This is a genomic window from Methylocystis sp. JR02 (assembly GCF_030063565.1).
Lineage (GTDB): Bacteria > Pseudomonadota > Alphaproteobacteria > Rhizobiales > Beijerinckiaceae > Methylocystis > Methylocystis iwaonis.
The window spans coordinates 1798346-1817620 of record NZ_JASIRC010000001.1; the positions used below are offsets into that span (position 1 = coordinate 1798346).

10 protein-coding genes are annotated in these 19275 nt (G+C 65.8%); 6 read left to right on the forward strand and 4 right to left on the reverse strand.

What is annotated here, in order from left to right:
* The first annotated feature begins 172 nt into the window (after positions 1–172).
* Positions 173–7168, forward strand: a complete 6996-nt coding sequence (locus QNA11_RS08630; RefSeq protein ID WP_283482698.1) for an apolipoprotein A-IV repeat region-like domain-containing protein — start codon at positions 173–175, stop codon at positions 7166–7168.
* Between the two features lie 328 nt (positions 7169–7496).
* On the opposite strand, the gene QNA11_RS08635 is transcribed toward QNA11_RS08630, so the two are convergent.
* Complete coding sequence (locus QNA11_RS08635) at positions 7497–9017, reverse strand: FAD-dependent oxidoreductase (RefSeq protein ID WP_283482699.1); 1521 nt, start codon at positions 9015–9017, stop codon at positions 7497–7499.
* Positions 9018–9358: 341 nt separating this feature from the next.
* Here QNA11_RS08635 and QNA11_RS08640 point away from each other — a divergent pair, with 341 nt between their 5' ends.
* A complete protein-coding gene (locus tag QNA11_RS08640) occupies positions 9359–10852 on the forward strand; it encodes an outer membrane beta-barrel protein (protein ID WP_283482700.1) in 1494 nt (497 codons plus the stop codon).
* A gap of 403 nt (positions 10853–11255) precedes the next feature.
* Here the strand turns inward: QNA11_RS08640 and QNA11_RS08645 are convergent, their stop codons facing one another.
* The gene (locus tag QNA11_RS08645; RefSeq protein WP_283482701.1) at positions 11256–12239 is read right to left on the reverse strand and encodes an RgsD C-terminal domain-containing protein; all 984 of its coding nucleotides are present in this window, start codon (positions 12237–12239) and stop codon (positions 11256–11258) included.
* A 20-nt stretch (positions 12240–12259) separates the two neighbouring features.
* On the reverse strand, positions 12260–12928 hold the full coding sequence (locus QNA11_RS08650) for an aldolase/citrate lyase/malate synthase family protein (RefSeq protein ID WP_283482702.1): 669 nt from the start codon (positions 12926–12928) through the stop codon (positions 12260–12262).
* Between the two features lie 108 nt (positions 12929–13036).
* On the opposite strand from QNA11_RS08650, the gene QNA11_RS08655 reads away from it, so the two are divergent.
* Positions 13037–14293 (forward strand): DUF2336 domain-containing protein, encoded by a 1257-nt coding sequence (locus QNA11_RS08655; RefSeq protein ID WP_283482703.1) that lies wholly within the window; start codon positions 13037–13039, stop codon positions 14291–14293.
* 57 nt (positions 14294–14350) lie between these two features.
* Here QNA11_RS08655 and QNA11_RS08660 read toward each other — a convergent pair whose 3' ends face one another.
* Positions 14351–15109 (reverse strand): pyridoxine 5'-phosphate synthase, encoded by a 759-nt coding sequence (locus tag QNA11_RS08660; protein ID WP_283482704.1) that lies wholly within the window; start codon positions 15107–15109, stop codon positions 14351–14353.
* Positions 15110–15268: 159 nt separating this feature from the next.
* On the opposite strand from QNA11_RS08660, the gene QNA11_RS08665 reads away from it, so the two are divergent.
* From QNA11_RS08665 to QNA11_RS08675, 3 genes are all read left to right on the forward strand, one after another.
* Positions 15269–16897: a carboxylesterase/lipase family protein gene (locus QNA11_RS08665; protein WP_283482705.1), complete on the forward strand. Its 1629-nt coding sequence runs from the start codon at positions 15269–15271 to the stop codon at positions 16895–16897.
* 248 nt (positions 16898–17145) lie between these two features.
* Entirely contained in the window at positions 17146–18033 is an 888-nt protein-coding gene (locus QNA11_RS08670) for an AraC family transcriptional regulator (protein WP_283482706.1), read from the forward strand.
* A gap of 309 nt (positions 18034–18342) precedes the next feature.
* The gene (locus QNA11_RS08675; RefSeq protein ID WP_283482707.1) at positions 18343–19191 is read left to right on the forward strand and encodes an MOSC domain-containing protein; all 849 of its coding nucleotides are present in this window, start codon (positions 18343–18345) and stop codon (positions 19189–19191) included.
* Positions 19192–19275 lie beyond the last annotated feature (84 nt).

The following is a 19275-nucleotide window of genomic DNA, read 5'->3' on the forward strand; positions in this document are numbered from 1 at the left end:
GATTGGCCAGCAGTTCTGAAACCGGCGTTAACGAAGTTTCGGATTACGCCTGCAGGCCGTGTTTCAATTGCTGGTGATGGGCTGTAATGTTTGGTTAATTCTTTTTGGCGCCCGGGTCGACTCGGGCGTGGCAGGGGGCGGCCGCCTCGGTGGCTGCTCGGAGAGACGGACGATGTCGAAATCGGGCAAGATTCAGGATGCGGCCGCCGCCGCTCTTTCCGCGATCGAGGAGGCGCTCGACCTGGGCGCGCCCCCGGCCGCGGAAAGCGCTGCGCCCAAGACGGCCGCGCCCAAGATTGAAACGCCCAGGATCGAAACGGCCAAGATCGACGCGAGGACGGAATCGGCCACGAGCGATTACCGGCCCGCGACCGCCAGCGCCGCCGACATCGCCCTGGCCATGTCGGCGCGCAAGCCCGAGCGCAGCGAGCCGCCCAAGCCCTCGCCCGTTGCGCCCGCCATCGCGCCGGCCAATGACGACCGCCGCACAGTGGGCGAGTTGCGCGCTGCGCTGCAGATTCAGCCGAACCGCGGCATTCTGGCGATGACCTTCATGTCGATCGCGCTGTGGGCGGTTTGCTGGACTCTTTATGTCTATTTCCATCGCGGCGAGATACTCGACGCCGACGGCTCGTTCTTCGCGCCCAAGCCGCTTCTCACCATCGCAGCGCTTCTCGGGCCGACGATCTTCCTCTTCATCACCGGCCTCATGGCGCGCCGCGCCCATGAAATGCGGCTGATCGTCAATTCCATGACGGAAGTCGCCATCCGCCTGATCGAGCCCGAGACCATCGCCACCGAGCAGGTGGTGTCGCTGTCGCAGGCGATCCGTCGCGAGGCCGCGTCCATGGGCGACGGCATCGAGCGCGCTCTGGCGCGCGCCGGCGAACTCGAAGTGATCGTGCGCACCGAGGTCACCAATCTCGAACGCTCCTACACCGAAAACGAGCGCCGCCTCCGCCAGCTCATCGACGAATTGACGCGCGAGCGCGAAGCCATCGTCGTCAACGCCGACAACGCCCGCACCGCCCTTTTCGGCGCGCGCGATGCGCTTTCGCAGGAACTCGCCGCGACGTCGGCGCATCTCGCTGAGGCAGTGAGCGACGCCGGCGCGCGCGTTACCTCCTCGCTCGGTTCGAAGGGCGAGGAAATCAAACTCGCGCTCGAGAATGCGGGCGACAATTTCGAAGCGACTCTCGCCTCCCATGGCGATAGGGTCGTCGGCGTCCTGACCCAAACCGGCGACGTCGTCGCTCTCAAGATCGCAGGCGCTAGCGACGAGGTGACCCGGCGCTTCACCGAAGGCGTGGAAGACGTCGGCGTCAGGCTGCAAACGACGGGCGACGCGCTGGCGATCGATTTCGGCGCGCGCAGCGCGGCGCTTCTGGAGCGTTTCGAGGAGCTGGGCGTGCATTTCGCCGAGTCGATCGGCGATCAGGGCGACCGGCTGACGATTCGTCTCGCCGAGAGCAGCTCGGCCATAGAGGAAACGATCCGCGTTCAGGGCGGCGCGCTCGACAAATCGCTGGCGGAGACCACTGAGCGTCTCACCTCCAACGTCTCGCAACAGGTCGACGAAGCGAGATCCACTTTCGAAGGCGCCGAAACCCGGCTGGTCGCCCTGCTGGAGGAAACCAACGCCAGGGCCCACGAGACCTTCGAGGAGCGCGGCAAGGCGCTCTACGACTCGCTGACCCAGAGCCTCGGCGAGACCGCGGCGACGCTCACAGAACAGGCCGAAACGCTGCAGCAGCGCTTCATCGGCGTCGCGGGCGACGCGGTTTCTGCGCTGGGCGCGCATAGCGACCGAGTGAACGAGACGCTCGCCGAGCGGCTCGAACATTTCGAGCGCATGGTGCTCGACCGCGGCGAGAAGATGATTGACCGCGTTTCCGAACGCGGCGGCCAGCTCGAAACAACGCTCGCCGAGCGGCTGGCGGCTTTCGAAGACGCCGTTGTGAAGAACAGCGCCGAGGCGGCGATGCGCGTCGCCGAGCATGGCGACCGCGTCAGCGCCGCCCTGAATGAGGGCCTCACGGTTTTCGAGGAGACCTTCACGCGCCAGGGCGACGAAATGACCGCCCGCATCGCCGAGCGCACGGAGCAAAACGCCGCTGCGCTTTCCGAGCGGCTCGCGGCGTTCGAAGAGGTCTTCGCCACGCGCGGCGACGAGCTTGCGTCCCATATCGCCGAACATGGCGACCGCGCTGCGAGCGCGCTGACGGCGCAGCTCGAGGAATTCCAGGGCGCCATTGCCCGGGGCGCGGAAGACATGGCGGCCCGCGTCGCCGAACGGGCCGAATATGCGACCACGACTTTGTCGGATCGCCTTGCGGCCTTCGAGGCCGCCGTCGCCGAGCGCAGCGACGAGGCCGCTGCGCGCCTCTCCGAGAATGGCGCGCGCGCCGCGGCGACCATCGCCGAGCAGCTCGCGAATTTCGAGACCGCGGTCGAGCTGCATGGCGAGGAGTTGACCTCGCGCGTTTCGCAGCATGGCGAGCGCTCGACGGCGGCGCTGGCCGAAAGACTTGCCGCTTTCCAGGAAGCGGTGGCGGCTCAGACCGAGACAGTCGCCGCCCGCGTCACGGAGCATGGCGATCGCGCGCTCGGCAATCTGTCGGTCGGACTCGCCGCTTTCGAGGACGCCGTGCTCCAGCGTAGCGAAGCGATCGCCGCGCGTCTTGCGGAACAGGGCGGCCGCGCCTCCTCCGAGGTCGCCGAGCAGATCGCCGCCTTCGAGGCCGCCGTCGCCCATCATGGCGCGGATGTCGCCGCCCGCGTCGCCGAGCATGGCGAGCGCGCCACGACGATTCTCGTCGATCGCCTCGCCGCTTTCGAGGAAAGCGTCGCGCGCCGCACGCAGGATATTTCCGCTCTCGTCGCGCTGCATGGCGACAGCGCCAATGAAGAGCTTACCCGCCAGATCGCCGCTTTCCAGGAAACGGTCGAGCGCAGTCGCGAAGAGGCCACGGCGCTCGCCGCCGCGCATGGCGAGAAGGCGTCGTCGGAGCTCAACCGTCAGATCGCCGCGCTGGAGGAGACGGTCGCCCGCAGCAGCGAGCAACTGGCCTCTCTCGTGTCCTCGCATGGCGACCTCGCGACAAGCGAGCTCGGACGGCAGATCGCCGCCTTCGAAGAGACCTTCGTCCGCCGGAGCGAAGAGGCTGCGGCGCGCGTTTCGGAACATGGCGACCGCGCGCTGAACAATCTATCGGTCGGCTTGGCGTCTCTGGAGGACGCGATACTGCGCCAGAGCGAGAATGTGACCGCCAGCGTCGCGCAGCATGGCGGCCAGGCCGCCGCCGCCATCACCGAAGGCCTCGCCGCCTTCGCGGAAGCCGTGACCCGCTTGAGCGGCGAAGCCGCCGCGCGCGTGGCTTCGAAGAGCGAGGAGGTCAGCTCGGCCTTCGCACAGGGGCTCGCCGCCTTCGACGACACATTCTTGCGCCAGGACGAGATCGCCCGCCGCGTGCTCGATCAAACCGCGGCGACCGGCGACAATCTCGCCGCGCAGTTGCAGGCCTTCGAGACCGCCGTGCAGCAGGCAAACGCCGAAACCGCCCGGCGCCTCGAAGAGGAAAGCGCCCGTATTTCCGGCACGCTCACGTCAGGGGTCGGCGCTTTTGAAGACACTGTGAAGCGCCATAGCGACAGCGTCTCCACGCTGGTGGCCGAACATGCCAAGCGCGTCGACGAATTGCTCATGGAGCGGATGAGCGCTTTGGAAAACGCCGGCGAGTTCCTGGCGCGCAGCATGGACGAAACGCGGGAGCGCGCCGTCGAGGCGTTCGAGGCCCATGGCGCCGCCTTGCGCGATAATTTGCAGCGTAGCGTCCAGGAAGCAGCGACGGTTCTCGCTGAAAATACCGACGCCATACAGGAACGCTTCACGACGACCGCGAGCGACGCGGTTCTCGCGATCGCCGTGCAGGGCGAGCGCCTCAACGAAACGCTCGCCGAGCGCCTCGTGGCCTTCGAAAACTCGGTCCTCTCGCAAGGCCAGGAAGTCGTCGGCGCGCTTGCCTCGCATAGCGAACAGATCGCCGCGACGCTCGGCGAGCAGCTCGGTCAGTTCGAGAGCGCTTTGCTGCGCGACGGCGGCGTCCTCGCCGATCGCGTCGCCGATCATGCCGCAAAGTTGAGCCAGGACGTCGCGGCGCGGCTGACGACGATCGAGGAAGTCATCGGGGCGCGCGGCAGCGAGTTGGTCGAACATCTCGCGGCGCGCGCTGAAGACGCCGACGCGCGCATCGGCGCGCAGACCGAACGCTTCGTCGCGAGTGTGGACGATCGCCTCAACGCCATCGACCAGACGATCGCCACGCAGGGCGGCGCGCTGGTCGATCGCCTCACGGCGCAGACCGATGCGTTCACCTCCCGGATCGGCGATAATTCGCGCCATTTCGCGGCGGAGATCGACGCGCGTCTGAGCGCCCTCGACGACGCCGTCTCCTTGCGCGGCGCCGCGCTCGTCGAGCAGATCGCCGCGCGGTCCAACGAGATGACGGCCCGCATCGGCGAGACCTCGCAGCAGCTCGCGCAGCAGATCGACGCCAAGATCGGCGAGCTCGACCAGACGGTCAACGCCCAGGGCGGCGCTTTCGCCGATCGGATCGCCGAGCAGATCGACCAGTTCTCGGCGCGCATCGGCGACAACTCCCGCCACTTCGCGACGGAGATCGACACGCGCCTGGAGACGATCGACGACGCCATTTCGGTGCGCGGCGGCAAGCTGCTCAGCGAATTGGACTCGACCACGGTCACGGCCTTCTCGCGGCTCAGCGAGCAGGTCGGCAAGCTGGCCGACGAGGTCACCTCCAAGCTCGACGCCATCGACAATGCGCTCGGCGAGAAAGGCGAGCAGCTCGTCGAGAAGCTCGGCGCGCGCGCCGAGAATATCGCCGCGACGATGTCGAGCAAGATCGAAGCCTTCGAGACCGTCAGCGACACGCGCACCCGCGAGGCCGCGCAGCGCATCGAGGAACTCGTCAAGCATATGGACGCGGGCCTGGGCGTCGGCGGCCAAAAGCTGCAAGAATCGCTCGCCAATCATGCGCTCGAGATCGCCCGCGTGATGGGCGAAGGCGGCCGCGAGGTCGTCAGGACGCTCGACGAAAAGATCAAAGACGTCGATTCGACGCTCGTCGCGCGCTCCAGCGAGATGGCGCAGACGCTGTCCGCCAAGGCGTCGGAGATCAACGAGACGCTCGACGGCCGCGCCAAGGATCTGGCCAACACGCTCGACGGCCGCATCGAACTGTTCGAGAAGAATGTCGTCGCGCGTCTCGGGGCCGTGTCGTCCGAAATCGACGATCGCGGCCGCGAAGTCATCGAGTCGGTCACGTCGCGTCTGCAGGACATCAACCACACGCTGGCCGAAGCGCGCCGCGAGCTCGACACGACCATGCATGCGCGCACCGGCGACCTCGGCCAGGCGCTCGCAGAACGGGTCGGCGAAATCAGCGGCGCCCTCGATGAGCGGCTCACGCAGATCCAGACGGCGCTCGACACGCGCATGGCGCAGATCGAGACGACCTTCGGCGAACGCGGCGGCGCGGTGACGCAGGAGCTGGCGAGCGTCGGCGAATTGGTCGCCAAGACGATCGAGACGCGCGGCGCCGCCATCGTGCGCCACCTCGGCGACAAGCGCGAGGAGCTGACCCAGGCGATCGACCAATCGACGTCCTCGCTGACGGCGGCGCTCGACGCCGGCGCGGAGAGCTCGATCGGCGCCCTCGTCGCAATGAACGAGAAGATCCGCGCCGAGCTGCCGACCTTGCTCGACAAGCTCGGCCAAACCAACACGTCGCTGCACGCCATCATCGACAAGACGGGCGGCAATCTCGTCGCTCTCGAGCGCGAACTCGGCGCCCGGGTCGGCGAATTCCAGCAGGCCGTCGAAGCCGTGTCCGACCAGGTTCGACGGATGGGCGACGTGGCGGGCGGGACCGTCAACAATGCAAGCGATCTCGTCGACGCTTTGGGCGAACGCGAGCAGGCGCTGGCGCAGAGCACTGAGCGGCTCGCGCGGACCCAGCAGGCGCTCGACACCGCCTTCGACGCGCGTCAGCGTTCGCTGGAGAGCGTCATGTCCCTCGTCGAGCAGAAGCGAAGCGAGGTCGAGAATGTGATGGCGACCTTCGCGCAGAAGATGGAGCAGACCTTCGAGGCGATCGAAAACCGCTCGCAGGAGATCGGCGGCGCTTTGTCCGCCGCGACCAATGAGACGGCCAATCTCGTCGAGACGCGCTTCGCCAATCTGCGCTCCACCGCGGAAAGCCAGCGCACGGAAACCGAACAGGCGCTGCGCGCCGCCTTCGGCAACGCCAATGAGGAGATCAATCGCCTGTTCTCCGAAGCGAATGCGCGCTTCCAGTCGACGGCCGCCGACATCCGCAACCTGTCGCGCGAGATACATCGCGAGCTCGAGGAGACGCGCGAGGAGGTGCGGCGCGGCGCCACCGAGCTGCCGCGCGAGACCGCCGAGCAGGCCGCGGCGCTCCGCCGCGTCGTCGGCGATCAGGTGAAGGCGCTGAACGAATTGACGGACATCGTCGCGCGTTCGGGCCGCGTCTATGACGTCGCCGAGCAGGCTCCCCCCGCCGGTCGGCGGACATTCGAGCCGGCGCAACAGGCCGAAGCGCCGAAGCCGCGGCTCGCGGCGGCGCCCGCCCCCGCCCCGGCTCCCCGCACCGCCCAACCGGCGCGCGACGGGCAAGGCGGCTGGCTGACGGACCTCCTCGCCCGCGCATCGCGCGAGGAAGCGCCGCAAAAGCCCGCCGCCCCCGCCCAGACGGCTTCTCTACGGCCAACGCGCCAGCAGAACGGCGGCGCGCTCGACAGCCTCACGCTCGACATCGCGCGCATGGTCGACAGCGCAGCGGTCGCGGAGCTGTGGCGGCGCTATCAGCGCGGCGAGAAGGGCGGCCTGTTCGGGCGGCGCCTCTACACCGCGCAGGGCCACCAGACCTTCGAGGAAATCCGTCGCCGCTACAGCGTTGATCCGGAGTTCCGCGCGACGGTGGACCATTATGTCCGCCACTTCGAGGAGCTTCTGGTTGAGACGAGCCGCGGCGACCGCGAAGGCGCCAAGGCGCTCGATCTGCTGACCGGCGACGCCGGCAAGGTCTACACCATGCTGGGCCACGCCGCCGGGCGCTTCGATTAAAACGGCGCGACGCGGGGAACAGCCCGCGCCCAGAGCCCGTCATTGCGAGCGAAGCGAAGCAATCCAGGGCAGCGATGCGGCCCTGGATTGCTTCGTCGGCTCCGCCTCCTCGCAATGACGGTGGTGAGTCCCTCTATGTCCAACCGGCGCGAGCGTCGGGGATGGCGCCGAACCGATCGAGCGGTCGTATAAGTGTTCGGCGCAGATGCAGAAGCCCCTCCTGCTGAGGAGCCTGCGCAGCAGGCGTCTCGAAGCACGAGGGGCGTCAACGCCACTTTGCCCCCAGCGGCCATTCGCTCCAATGAATGGCCGCTTTTTATTGCCCGCCCTAGCCGAGGGCTTTTTCGAAAGCGACCTCGACGCGCAGGCTTTCGATATCGCGCCCCAGCGTCGCCACCGCGAGCTTGCGGGCGCCCTGCCAATAGGCGACGGCGCAATCGCCGGAGGCCGGATCGCCCGAGACCTCGCAACGGTCCCACTGCGGCGCATGGCCGACGTAGGAGATCGTCTGATCGTAATGCTGGCTCCAGAAGAAGGGCGCGGCGTCGAAACGCTCGTTGAAGCCCAGAATATTGCGGGCCGCCGTCTGCCCCTGGCGCTCGGCCACGACCCAATGCTCGACTCTGATGCGCTCACCCGTGATCCGATCTGGCCAGCGCGCAATATCGCCCGCCGCATAGACGCCCGGCGCGCTCGTCGCGAGATACTCGTCGACCAGCACGCCTTTATCCACGGCGAGCCCCGCCCGCTCGGCGAGCGACAGATTCGGCCGCACGCCGATGCCGATGACGACGAAGTCCGCGGCGACCGCAGCGCCGCTCTTCAGCGTCAACGCGCCGTCGCCGATCTCCGTCACCGTGTCCTCGAGATGGAAGACGACGCCATGCGACTCGTGCAGGCGCTGGATATGCGCGCCAAGCTCGGGGCCGAGGATGCGCGCCATAGGAACCGCCTCCGGCGCGATCACATCGACCGCAAGGCCGCGCGTGCGCAGTGAGGCGGCGACCTCTAAGCCGATGAAGCTCGCGCCGACGACCGCCGCGCGGGATGCGCCGCCGCAAGCGGCGGCGATTCGGTCGGCGTCGGCGAGCTGGCGCAGGTAAAAGACATTGGGCCGGTCGGCGCCCGGAATCGGGAGGCGCACGGGGTCCGCGCCCGTCGCGAGCAGCAAGGCGTCGAAACCGACGCTGGAGCCGTCACCGAGGGTGAGCAGCTTTTGAGAAACATCGAGCGCCGTCGCCTGCCGTCCCAGATGCAGCACGACGCCATTGTCGTGATACCAGGCGGGTTCACGCAGCGGCAGCCATTCGGGCGGCGCCGACCCGGCGAGATAGTCCTTGGAGAGATTGGGCCGATCATAGGGCGCAAGTAAATCGGCGCCGATCATCTCCAGCGCGCCGTCATAGCCCTCCGCGCGCAGCCTATGGGCCGCCGCAAAGCCCGCCGCGCCAGCCCCTACGATGACGATTTTCTTGGGCGCGCGCGTTGGAGCAGGTTTCGCCATCGGGGCGGCTAATCGCTCGCGGGCGAAGATTTTGCCGTCGACCTCTTCCACCCGCCAGCGCGGCAGCGAATCGAAAGCCGGCGCGCGAATCGCTTCGCCGGTGCGCAGGCTGAAACAGGCATGGTGCCAGGGGCATCTGACCGTTTCACCGACGGTGAGCCCTTCGGCGAGCGGCCCATGATAATGCGTGCATTCGGCGCCGACGACGAAGACATCCGCCCCCTTGCGGACCATGATCGCAGCAGCGCCGTCGATAGAGCCGCGTAACGGGACGCCCTCATCGAGCGCGCTCAGCGCCACGCCCTTGGCGAAATCCGGCTGCTCTGGCTGTCCGCTTTCAGACATTTTGTGCCTCCCTTTTGCGCGGACCTGAACGTGGCCGCCCATGAGGGAAAGTGGGACGGCGAAGCAGGCCGGCAAGCGAGCCTTTGTGATCACCTCGCCGAATCAATCATTAAGGAGCGCGTCTCGGCGTCGTCGAGGCCTTTGCCGCGGCGACGCCGGTTAACAAAAGGCAAATTTCTCAAGATTGCAGTCCTGTCAAAATGTGACATCACAGCAACATATCCGGACAATCCGTCAGCTTTGCCTATTCATTAGGCAAATGCAATTCGGATAAGCTTGAACGAAGTCTTCGCCGGAGCTGATATTCATGCAGGTTTTTTATCCAGACCGGAGTTCCTGGCATGAAATGGTATAGTCTTCCCGTTGTGACTGCGGCGTCGCTCGCGGCCGGCATGGCCCTCGCGGCCGACCTGCCGAACAAGAAAGCGGCCGTAGTTCCCGCGCCGCCTCCGGCATGGCTCGATACGCTCACCATCGACGGTTATGTCGAGGGGGGCATCGCCATCAACTTCAACCAGCCCTACAACAAGCTGAACTGGGGCCATCTCTACACCGATCGCGCCAATTGGCCGACGTTCAACGGCGCTGTTCTGACCGTGCAGCGCCCGATCGACCCCAAAGCGACGTCCTATGACTTCGGCTTTAAAGTCCAAGCCCAGATCGGCGAGGACATGCGCTACAACCATACTATCGGCACGACCGATTACTGGATCCACGACCGCACGCAGTTCGGCTTCCTGGAGGCCAACGTCCAGGCGCATCTTCCCTGGACGAGCTTTATTTCGCAGGGCGGCGTCGACGTAAAGGCCGGCATATTCCCGACGTATAACGGCGCCGAGGTGATGTATGCGAAGGACAACCTCTTCTACTCGCACTCGTACATCTTCAACTTCGGGCCCTTCCTTCACACCGGCTTGATGACCACGACGCATGTGCGCGATTGGCTCGATGTTTATGCGGGCGTCACCACGGGCGTGAACACCTTCATCGGCTGGCCGGGCGACAACAACAACTCGCCGTCCTTCCATGGCGGTTTCGGCCTCAACCTGCTCGACGGCAATCTGACCATCCTCGGCATTGTTCACCACGGCCCGGAAAACCCCGTGCAGCGTGGCAATCCCGCCATCGCCTTCGCGCCCCTCCCCGGCATGACGCCGCTCACCTGGCCGAACACGCCGATCGCCTGCGTCTGCGATCCGAATACGGCGAACCGCACCTACACCAACCTCACGACGACGTGGAAGGTGACGGAGAACCTCACGCTCATCACGGATATGGCGTATAATCGTGAGAGCGGCTGGAACCCGATTTCCACGGTCACCGGCATCCCGCAGAATCTCTACGGCAGCTTCGACACCCTCGCTGCCGGCGTGAATCCGGCGTGGCCGGGCCTCGCTGCGCTCCCGCAGAAGCCGCAGGGCGCCGAGTCCTACGCGATCGCGCAATATGCGTCCTACAAGGTCAATGACCTCCTCAAGATCAACGGCCGCATCGAATACTACCGCGACAATAAGAACTTCTTCGTCGCGGGCTTCCCCGGCTACTTCGACGCCGCGAACTTCCTCCACGGCTACCCCTGCTACTCCTGCCAGTTCGGGCCCGCCAATGTCGGCACCAGCTATCTGGCGCTCACCCTCGGCGCGACGATCACCCCCGAGCTGCCGAAGCTGCCGATCATCACCGGCTTGATCCTGCGTCCGGAATTCCGTTGGGACACCTCGGTCAACGGCACGCAGCCCTTCTTCCGCGGCCAGAACACCGGCAACGGGATCGCTCGCAGCTCCTCGCAGGGCATGTTCAACATGGACGTGATCATCCCCTTCTCGCTGCTCTGAGCGAGAGGCGTCTCCCCCGGCGCTCGTGAAGCGAGCGGCGGGGACACCACAAAATCAGCCGGCGACCTTCGGTCGCCGGCATTGTTTTTTGACAAACCTCCGCGGCGGACTCGTCTTTCGAGACGCGAGCTATGTTCGCTCCTCAGGCGTGATTTCCGTTTCCGATTGAACAGCTCGGATCGCCATTTGTCATTCCCGGCGGACTGAAAGCCCAACCGGGAATCCAGAGCCACAAGAGCGTTGGTTTTGCCCACAGCCCGTCATTGCGAGCAAAGCGAAGCAATCCAGGGCGGCGATGCGGCCGTCGGCTCCGCCTCCTCGCAATGACGGCGGCGGTTTCCTGCGTGTCCAAACGGCGCGCGCGTCGGGAATGGCGCCGAACCAATCGAGCGGATCTCGTTCGCTATTGCGGCCGCTCATCCTGCGGCGCGGCCTCTTCCTTCATGACGACCTCGACGTCGGCGTCCTTGGTCGACTGAACGCGGAAGGTGTTCTGATAGGTTTTACCGTCGTGCCGCGCGATGGCGACATATTCGCCTTCCGCCAGGACGAGCGAGGGAAAAGCGCCGATCAATTCGCGAATGACGTCGCCGCCCGGCGTCAGCACGGAAAAACTGGTGTTGGCCAGCGCCTCGCCTCCCGGCGCCTTCACGAGCTTGAGGGTGATGGCGGCGGCGTGATGCTTGAGCGTCGCCTCGATCAGCTTGCCGGCGGGCACCTTCAGATCGGCAGTGACCACGGAGTTTGTCGTATTATTGCCGCCCTGCGCGCCCTGGCTCGTATCGAGCAGGGTCGAGACGATATGATAGGCCCCCTCGGGCAGGCAGATCACCTCGTCGCTTTTTGCGTTGGCGACCACCAGCTTGGCTTCTGCGTTTCCGCGCTCGGGCACATAGATCGAGATGGCGAGGCGCTGCGACGGAATCTTCGTCTCGCCGAGCATATCGACGAGCTTCAGGCCGCCGGCGTTGAGCGGCAGCCGCTCGGCGACGTTGTGGCCCTCCACGACGACGCGCCGCGTCGCGCCCGCCAGGCCATAGGCCGCATGCACGACATAGGCGCCGTCCGGCAGTGGCAGGGTCGGCGTCGCTTCGTCGGATTGCGCGATGAGCTTGTGGGAGCCGTCCGGCTGCGCCGCCTCCTCGAAGACGCGCCACACCATGCCGGAGCGGATGGTCTGCGAATCATTGGCGCCGAGCGTCGCGCTCAAGCGCAGCGTCGCTAAGCCTTCCGTATTCGCGGGCGCCGCCGGCGCCGGAGATTGCGACGGGGCCGATGGCGCGGGCGGGAGCTGCCCGCGCCGGGCAAGCGCCGGATCGGTCGCGGCCGTCAGGGCAAGCGCCACGGCGAGAATAGGGCCAATCCTGCGGAAGTCTCTCTTGCTCATCGCCCGTTCTATTGCGCCGATCATGGCCTTTTGTCGATTGCGCCGCCAAAGATCGCCTCGATCGCGACGATCTCGGCCTCGGAAAAGGCGATGACGCCCGCAAACCCCTCGCGCCGAGCAGCCGCGAGCGCGCCCTCGCCTGCCGCCAGATCGAGGGCCGAGACGCCCGCCGCCGCGGCACCGAGAGCGAGAAGAGCCCGCGCCGCCGCCCGGGCCTGCGCGCCGCCTGGCAGAACGCTCTCGTCCATCGCCAGCGCGGCGAGACGCGGCGAAGCGCCTTTGTAGCCGCCAAGCTGAAACACGGCGGCCGGCGTCTGTGCGGCAAGCGCGACGATCGCCAGCGCGCCGGCAGGCAAGCCGGCCTCGGCCTCTCTGACAGAAAGCTTGACGGAAAGCCCTTGAATGTCGCCGCGCCCTTCGCAGCCTTCGAGGAAAACGCCGTCGAGGCCCGCGCATATGATTGCGTCGAGATCGCCGTCGATCTCCCGGCTCGTCACGGGCGCGACTTGAACAAAGAGTCTCGGCCGCTCGCCGCGCATCCGCGCCGCCTCGACAAAGGCCCGCGCCCGCGCCCGCGCATCGTTCCGGGAAAGCGCGCCGCCGAGGCGCAGCAGCAGCGCGGCCGCGCCGCTATCGAGCGCGCGCATTGGAAGCGGCCCATCGGCCGGAAGAACGAGCACAGAGCGCATTTGCCAAGTTTTTTCAGACGGCGACGCCGAGGTTTAAGCGAGAATTTACCATAAATCGCCATTGTTCGTTTACGTAAGCCGCTGCGTTAACGGAGGTCCGAGGCGTCCATGATCGTGCGTAATTTCCTGTCTTGGGCGCAGACGGCGAATGCGGCGCAGCGGGCCGAGGGCGCCGGGGCGCTGGCGCGGGCCTATCTCTACGGCGATATCGAGCCGCAGGAGCGGCGTGCGGCGGAAATCGCGCTGATGTCGCTTCTCGACGACCCCTCGCCGCTGGTGCGGCGCGCCCTTGCCGATAATGTCGCCAGCGCCGTCGACGCGCCCCACGCCATCGTCTCCGCCCTCGCCGCCGACCAGTCGGATATTGCCGCGCCGGTTCTGTCGCGTTCGCCGCTCCTCACCGAGGCCGAGCTGATCGATTGCGCCGCCATCGGCGACGCTTTCGCCCAGAGCGCCATCGCCTTGCGCGCCCGCGTGCCGGCCGGCGTCTGCGCGGCGCTGGCGGAAGTCGGCGCGCGCGAAGCGGCGATTTCGCTCGCGGTCAATCCCGGCGCCGATCTCCCGGAATTCTCCATGCGCCGCATGATCGAGCGCTTCGGCGACGACGCCGAAATGCGTGAAGCTTTGCTCGCCCGCCCCTGGCTGCCGGCGACCGTCAAGAACGATCTCGTCAAAGCCACAGCGGCGCGCCTTTCCGCCTTTGTCGTCGACTGCGGCTGGCTCACCAATGAGCGCGCCGAGCGCCTCTCTCGAGAGGAGCGCGACAAGGCCAATGTCATCATCGTCACGGAGACCGCCGAGCGCGACGGCCGCCAGGGCGTCCGTGATCTCGTCTCGCATCTACGCGCCTCGCAGCAACTTACCGCCGGCCTCGTGCTGCGCGCGCTGCTCAGCGGCAATCGCGACCTCTTCGAGGCGGCGCTCGTCGAGCTTTCCGGCTTGCGTGAGGAAAAAGTCGCCGGGCTGCTGCGCGACTTCCGCGGCGCCGGCTTCGCCGCGCTCTACAGCCGCGCCGGACTGCCGGAGAAATTCCTGCCGGCCTTCCGCGCGGCGCTCGAAGCCCAGCGAGAATACGCCGGCATCCATGACGGCGAGACGCGCCTCTCGCTCATGATGATCGAACGCGTGCTGACCGCCTGCGACGAAATCAACGGCGGCGAGCTCGATCGGCTGATGGCGCTGCTGCGCCGCTTCGAGATGGAAGCGGCGCTCGACGACGCCCGGATGGAAGCCGCGCGCATCGCCGCCGAGGCGCAAGCGCCCGAGGTTGCGGCGCCCGCCGCCTTCTCCTGCGTGCCGGCCCGTTCGGCGCCGCTCATCGATCTCGTGGCGTTCGAAGCGGAGCTGATGCAAATCGCGGCGTGATCAATGCGCGCCTGAAGGCGCGCGGTCCGGGGCCGCGCGCGCCTGGACCGCGCGCCTTCAGGCGCGCACAGCCGCCCGCCCCTCGTCCATCGCCTTGCGCATCTGGCGGATCGCCTCGGCGAGGCCGACGAAAACCGCCTCGCCGATCAGGAAATGGCCGATATTGAGTTCGACCACCTGCGGCAGCGCCGAGACCTGCCGCGCGGTCTCGTAATCGAGGCCGTGGCCGGCGTGCACTTCGAGCCCGCGCTCGCCCGCATAGGCCGCGGCGGCCGTGACCCGCGCAAATTCGCGCTCGGCCAGCGCCGCGTCACCGACCTCGACCGCATGGCACCAGGCGCCCGTATGCAGCTCCACGACCGGCGCCTTGATCGAGACGGAAGCGTCGATCGCCTCGGTCGACGGCTCGACGAAGAGCGACACGCGAATGCCGCCGCGCGCGAGCTGGTCGACATAAGGCACGAGGTAGTCGTGCCCGCCGACGACGTCGAGCCCGCCCTCGGTCGTGCGCTCGGTGCGCTTCTCGGGCACGAGGCAGACGGCGTGCGGGGCGGTGGCGAGGGCGATGTCGAGCATCTGCCCGGTCGCCGCCATTTCGAAATTGAGCGGCTTGGAGATGGCCGCCTTCAGCCGCGCCATGTCGGCGTCGAGGATGTGGCGGCGATCCTCGCGCAGATGGGCGGTGATCCCATCGGCGCCGGCTTCGATCGCGAGCAAGGCCGCGCGCACGGGGTCGGGCCTGGGGCCGCCGCGCGCGTTGCGGATGGTGGCGACATGGTCGACATTGATTCCGAGACGGAGAGGTTTGGCGCTCATGCGCTTTCATAACCCGCCGACGCCGCCTTTGTCATTGGGCGGAGGTGTGTCGTTGCGTTCAGCCGGCGCGCCCGCAAGGGTTTAACCAATTCTGCATCCCTCTCCCGCTTGATAAGCTTGGCGGCGTCGCGACCTCCGGCGAAAAAACGGCGAGAGAAAATGAAGATAACAACGGGTCTATTTGTCTCCAGCCTTAAACTCATAGGGATCGCCGCGCTCTTGGTCTGCGGTTCTTCCGCCAGCGCCCGCAACGCGCAACAAGACCCAACGATCGTCAAAACCGACAAGGGCCTGGTGCGCGGCGTCGTGCGTGACGGCCTGCGCGAATTCAAGGGAATCCCCTACGCCGCGCCGCCCACGGGCGAGCTACGCTGGGCGATGCCGCAGCCTGCGCGCGCCTGGAGCGGGCTTCTGGACGCGACCAAATATAAAAGCGCCTGCCCGCAGGCCGCGCGCTATGGCATTCCCGAAGCCAGCGAGGACGAAGACTGCCTCTACGCCAATGTGACCGCGCCCTGGCCTGGAAAGGCCGACAAACGCAAACGCCCGGTCATCGTGTGGATTCACGGCGGCGCCTTCGTCGGCGGATCGAGCGCGCTTTACCCGCTCGATCATCTGGCGCGATCCGGCGACGCGGTCGTCGTGTCCTTCAATTACCGGCTCGGCGTCTTCGGCTTCATCGCCCATCCCGCCTTCGCACCGGATCACAACGGCGGATATGGGTTGGAGGATCAGCGCGCCGCGCTCCGTTGGGTGAAGCGCAATATCGCGGCCTTCGGCGGCGATCCGAACAATATCACCGTCGCTGGCGAGTCCGCCGGCGGGGCGGGCGTCTGCATGCATCTTCTCGCGCCCGAAGAGACGACGGGCCTCTACAACAAGGCGATCGTTCAAAGCGCAGGCTGCGTCACGCCGCTCCCGACCGTCGCGGAGGGCAAGGAGATCGGCAAGAAGATGTCCGATCTCGTCGACTGCAAGGACGAGTCGACCGCCCTTGCCTGCCTTCGAAAGAAGCCCGTGAAGGATTTGCTCGACGCCGGCGTGACGATCGCCGGCGGCAATATCGTGACCTTCCTGCCAGTCACCGGCACGAAGACTGTGCCCCTGCCAGGCGCCGAAGCGATCCCCCAAGGGAAATTCGTGCATGCGCCCGTCATCATGGGCGGCACGCGCGACGAGCTTCGACTCTATGTCGCTTACGCCATTCAGGCGGGCCTGTCCGTGACGAAGGACAATTACACCACTGAGCTCACGCACACCTATGGCAAGAACGCAGACGCGATCGCCGCCAAATATCCGCTCGCCGACTACTCCTCGGCCCCCGCCGCTCTCGGCACGGTGTGGTCGGATTTCCGTCCGGATGTCGGCATCAACAATTGCATTTATCTCCAGACCGCGAAGCTTTTGAGAAAGTCTGTCCCCGTCTACGAGTTCGTTTTCGCCGATCGCAACGCGCCGGCCGTCACGACCAATCCGGGCTTCGAGATGGGCGCCGTGCATTCGTCGGAGCTGCCCTATCTCTTCCCGCATTTCGACAACACGCGCCAAATTGCGGGGCCGGATCTCCAAGGCGGGTCGAAACTGATAGCCGAGCAGATGACGGCCTACTGGACGAGCTTCGCAAAGACCGGCCGTCCGGTCGCGGGCAACGGGCCGACCTGGCCGCTCTTCACGGCGGATAGCGACGTGATGCGCTTCGCGCCCGGCGAGACAGCACTTTTCGACGCGTCGAGCGCGCATAAATGCGGCTTCTGGAAATCACTCTATCCTTCGATCCTCACGCAGTAGAGGCTGGCGGAAGACAATCCGTTTGAACCGCCCGCATCGGGCTCCTGTCATTCCCGGCGGGCCGAAGGCCCGACCGGGAATCCAGAGCCACAGAAGCGCTGCTTCTGCTCTGGATTCCCGATCGCTCGCTGCGCGAGCGTCGGGAATGACAGCGGCCAACCGAGTGGATCGCGAGTCCATCTGGGCTGCCAACCTGCTACGCAAAAAGCAATCTCGGTCAGGAAGCGAAAGCCAGGTTCCATTACTGTATGCGTATGGAACAAGAAGCGACCCGCCAGGAACGAGATTATGCGCAACGCATCAATCGCGTGCTCGATTACATCGACAAGCATCTCGATGAAAAGCTTTCGGTCGACCGCCTGAGCGCGGTCGCCAATTTCTCGAAATTCCACTTTCACCGGCAATTCTCGGAATATTGCGGGATAAGCCTCTCCCGCTACGTTCAGCTCATGCGGCTCAAGCGCGCCTCCTACCGGCTCGCCTTCAATCCGCGCGCGCAGATTATCGACATTGCGCTCGACGCCGGGTTCGAAAATCCGGAGTCCTTCTCCCGCGCCTTCAAGAACAGTCTGGGCCAAACCCCAAGCGCGTTCCGCAAAAAGCCCGATTGGGCCTCGTGGAGCGAACGCTATCGCATTCCCCTCCCCCCTCGTGAAAGGACCAATGAAATGGAGGTCAAAATCGTTGAAGTCGAACCTGTCTTGGTCGCGGCGCTGGAACATCGCGGCCCCCACACTTTGCTCAACGCCTCGGTGCAGCGTTTCATCGAATGGCGGAAGGCCTTCGGCCTCTCCCCGATCAACGAATGCGAAACCTACGGCGTTCCGTACAATGACCCGAATGTCACGCCGCCAGACGAATTCCGGTTCGACATCTGCGCTTCGCTGACGGAACCGGCGCCCGCCAATCCGCAGGGGATCGTGACGAAGACGATCCCGGGCGGGCGCTGCGCCCTGACCATCCACGCCGGCTCGCGTGAGCGGATCAGCGACAGCGTCTATGCGCTCTATCGAGAGTGGCTACCGAAAAGCGGCGAGGAGCTTCGCGATTTTCCGGTCTATTTCCACTATCTCAATCTCGACCACGATACGCCGGAGCAGAGCCATCTGACCGAAATTTATTTGCCTCTCAAGTAATATCATTGCGCTCGAATGGCTCGTTGTCATTCCCGACGCTCGCGCAGCGGGCGATCGGGAATCCAGAGCAACCATCGCTCTTTTGGGCTCTGGATTCCCGATCGGGCCTTCGGCCCGTCGGGAATGACAAATCCCCATGCGCGCTGTCCAAGCGGAACGGGCGTCCGCTCTCGGAGCCAGCGCCCGCGCCGTGATTGGCGCGCCACCCCCCCTGCTGGACCAACCGAAATTACGCTGTGTGGCGCTAGGAGTTCGAGCAAAGTCGCTTCAATTGACGCCCACGGCCTCAACTTAAGATGGGCGACAGCCATGACTCTTTCCTCCTCATTATCCGTTTCCACCGTCTGGAGATATCCGGTCAAATCCATGATGGGCGAGGAGCTGACCGCTTCCGTCGTCACGCCCGCGGGCCTGCTCGGCGATCGCGCCTTTGCGCTCGTGGACGTCGAGACCGGCAAGGTGGTCAGCGCCAAAAATCCCAAGAAATGGCCGGATTTCTTCTTCTACCGGGCCGCCTATGCGTCGCCGCTCGACGCGCAGTCCATTCCGCCGGTGTGGATCAGCCTGCCGTCCGGACAAATGGTCCGCACCGACGCTCCCGACGTCGAGGACGTGCTCTCGGCGGCCTTGTCGCGCCGCGTGCGTCTCAGCGCCTCGGCGCATCAGAAACCGACGCTGGAGCAATATTGGCCCGAGAATGAGGGCGAAGCCAACGAAGTGAGCGAGGAAGCCGTCGCCGCAGACGCGCCGGCGGGCACCTTTTTCGATTACGCCACGGTGCATCTGCTGACCACCGGAACGATCAACCGCTTGCGCGAGCTTTATCCCGAAGGCCGTTTCGAAGCGCGGCGGTTCCGCCCCAATATCGTTATCGACACCGGCGCGGCGGCTGAATTTGTCGAAAATGACTGGATCGGTAAAACCATCCGCATTGGCGAGGTTCGCCTGCAGATCACCGACCCCTGCCCCCGCTGCGTCATGCCGACGCTCGCCCAGGGCGATCTGCCGAAGGACCTAGGCATCCTTCACAAGGGGGTCTTGCAGAACAAGGTCTATGTCCCCTTCGCCGGCAAAGCGCTTCCCTCGGTGGGCGTCTACGCCCGAGTGATTTCTGGCGGCGCGTTGAAGCGCGGCGATGCTGTCGAGATAGAAGCCTAAAAGCTTTTTGCTCACGCCGGAGCCGCTCGAATTGAGAAATATCAAGTCTAGCGGCACCGGCGTCTCAGAAAAACGCGCATCAAA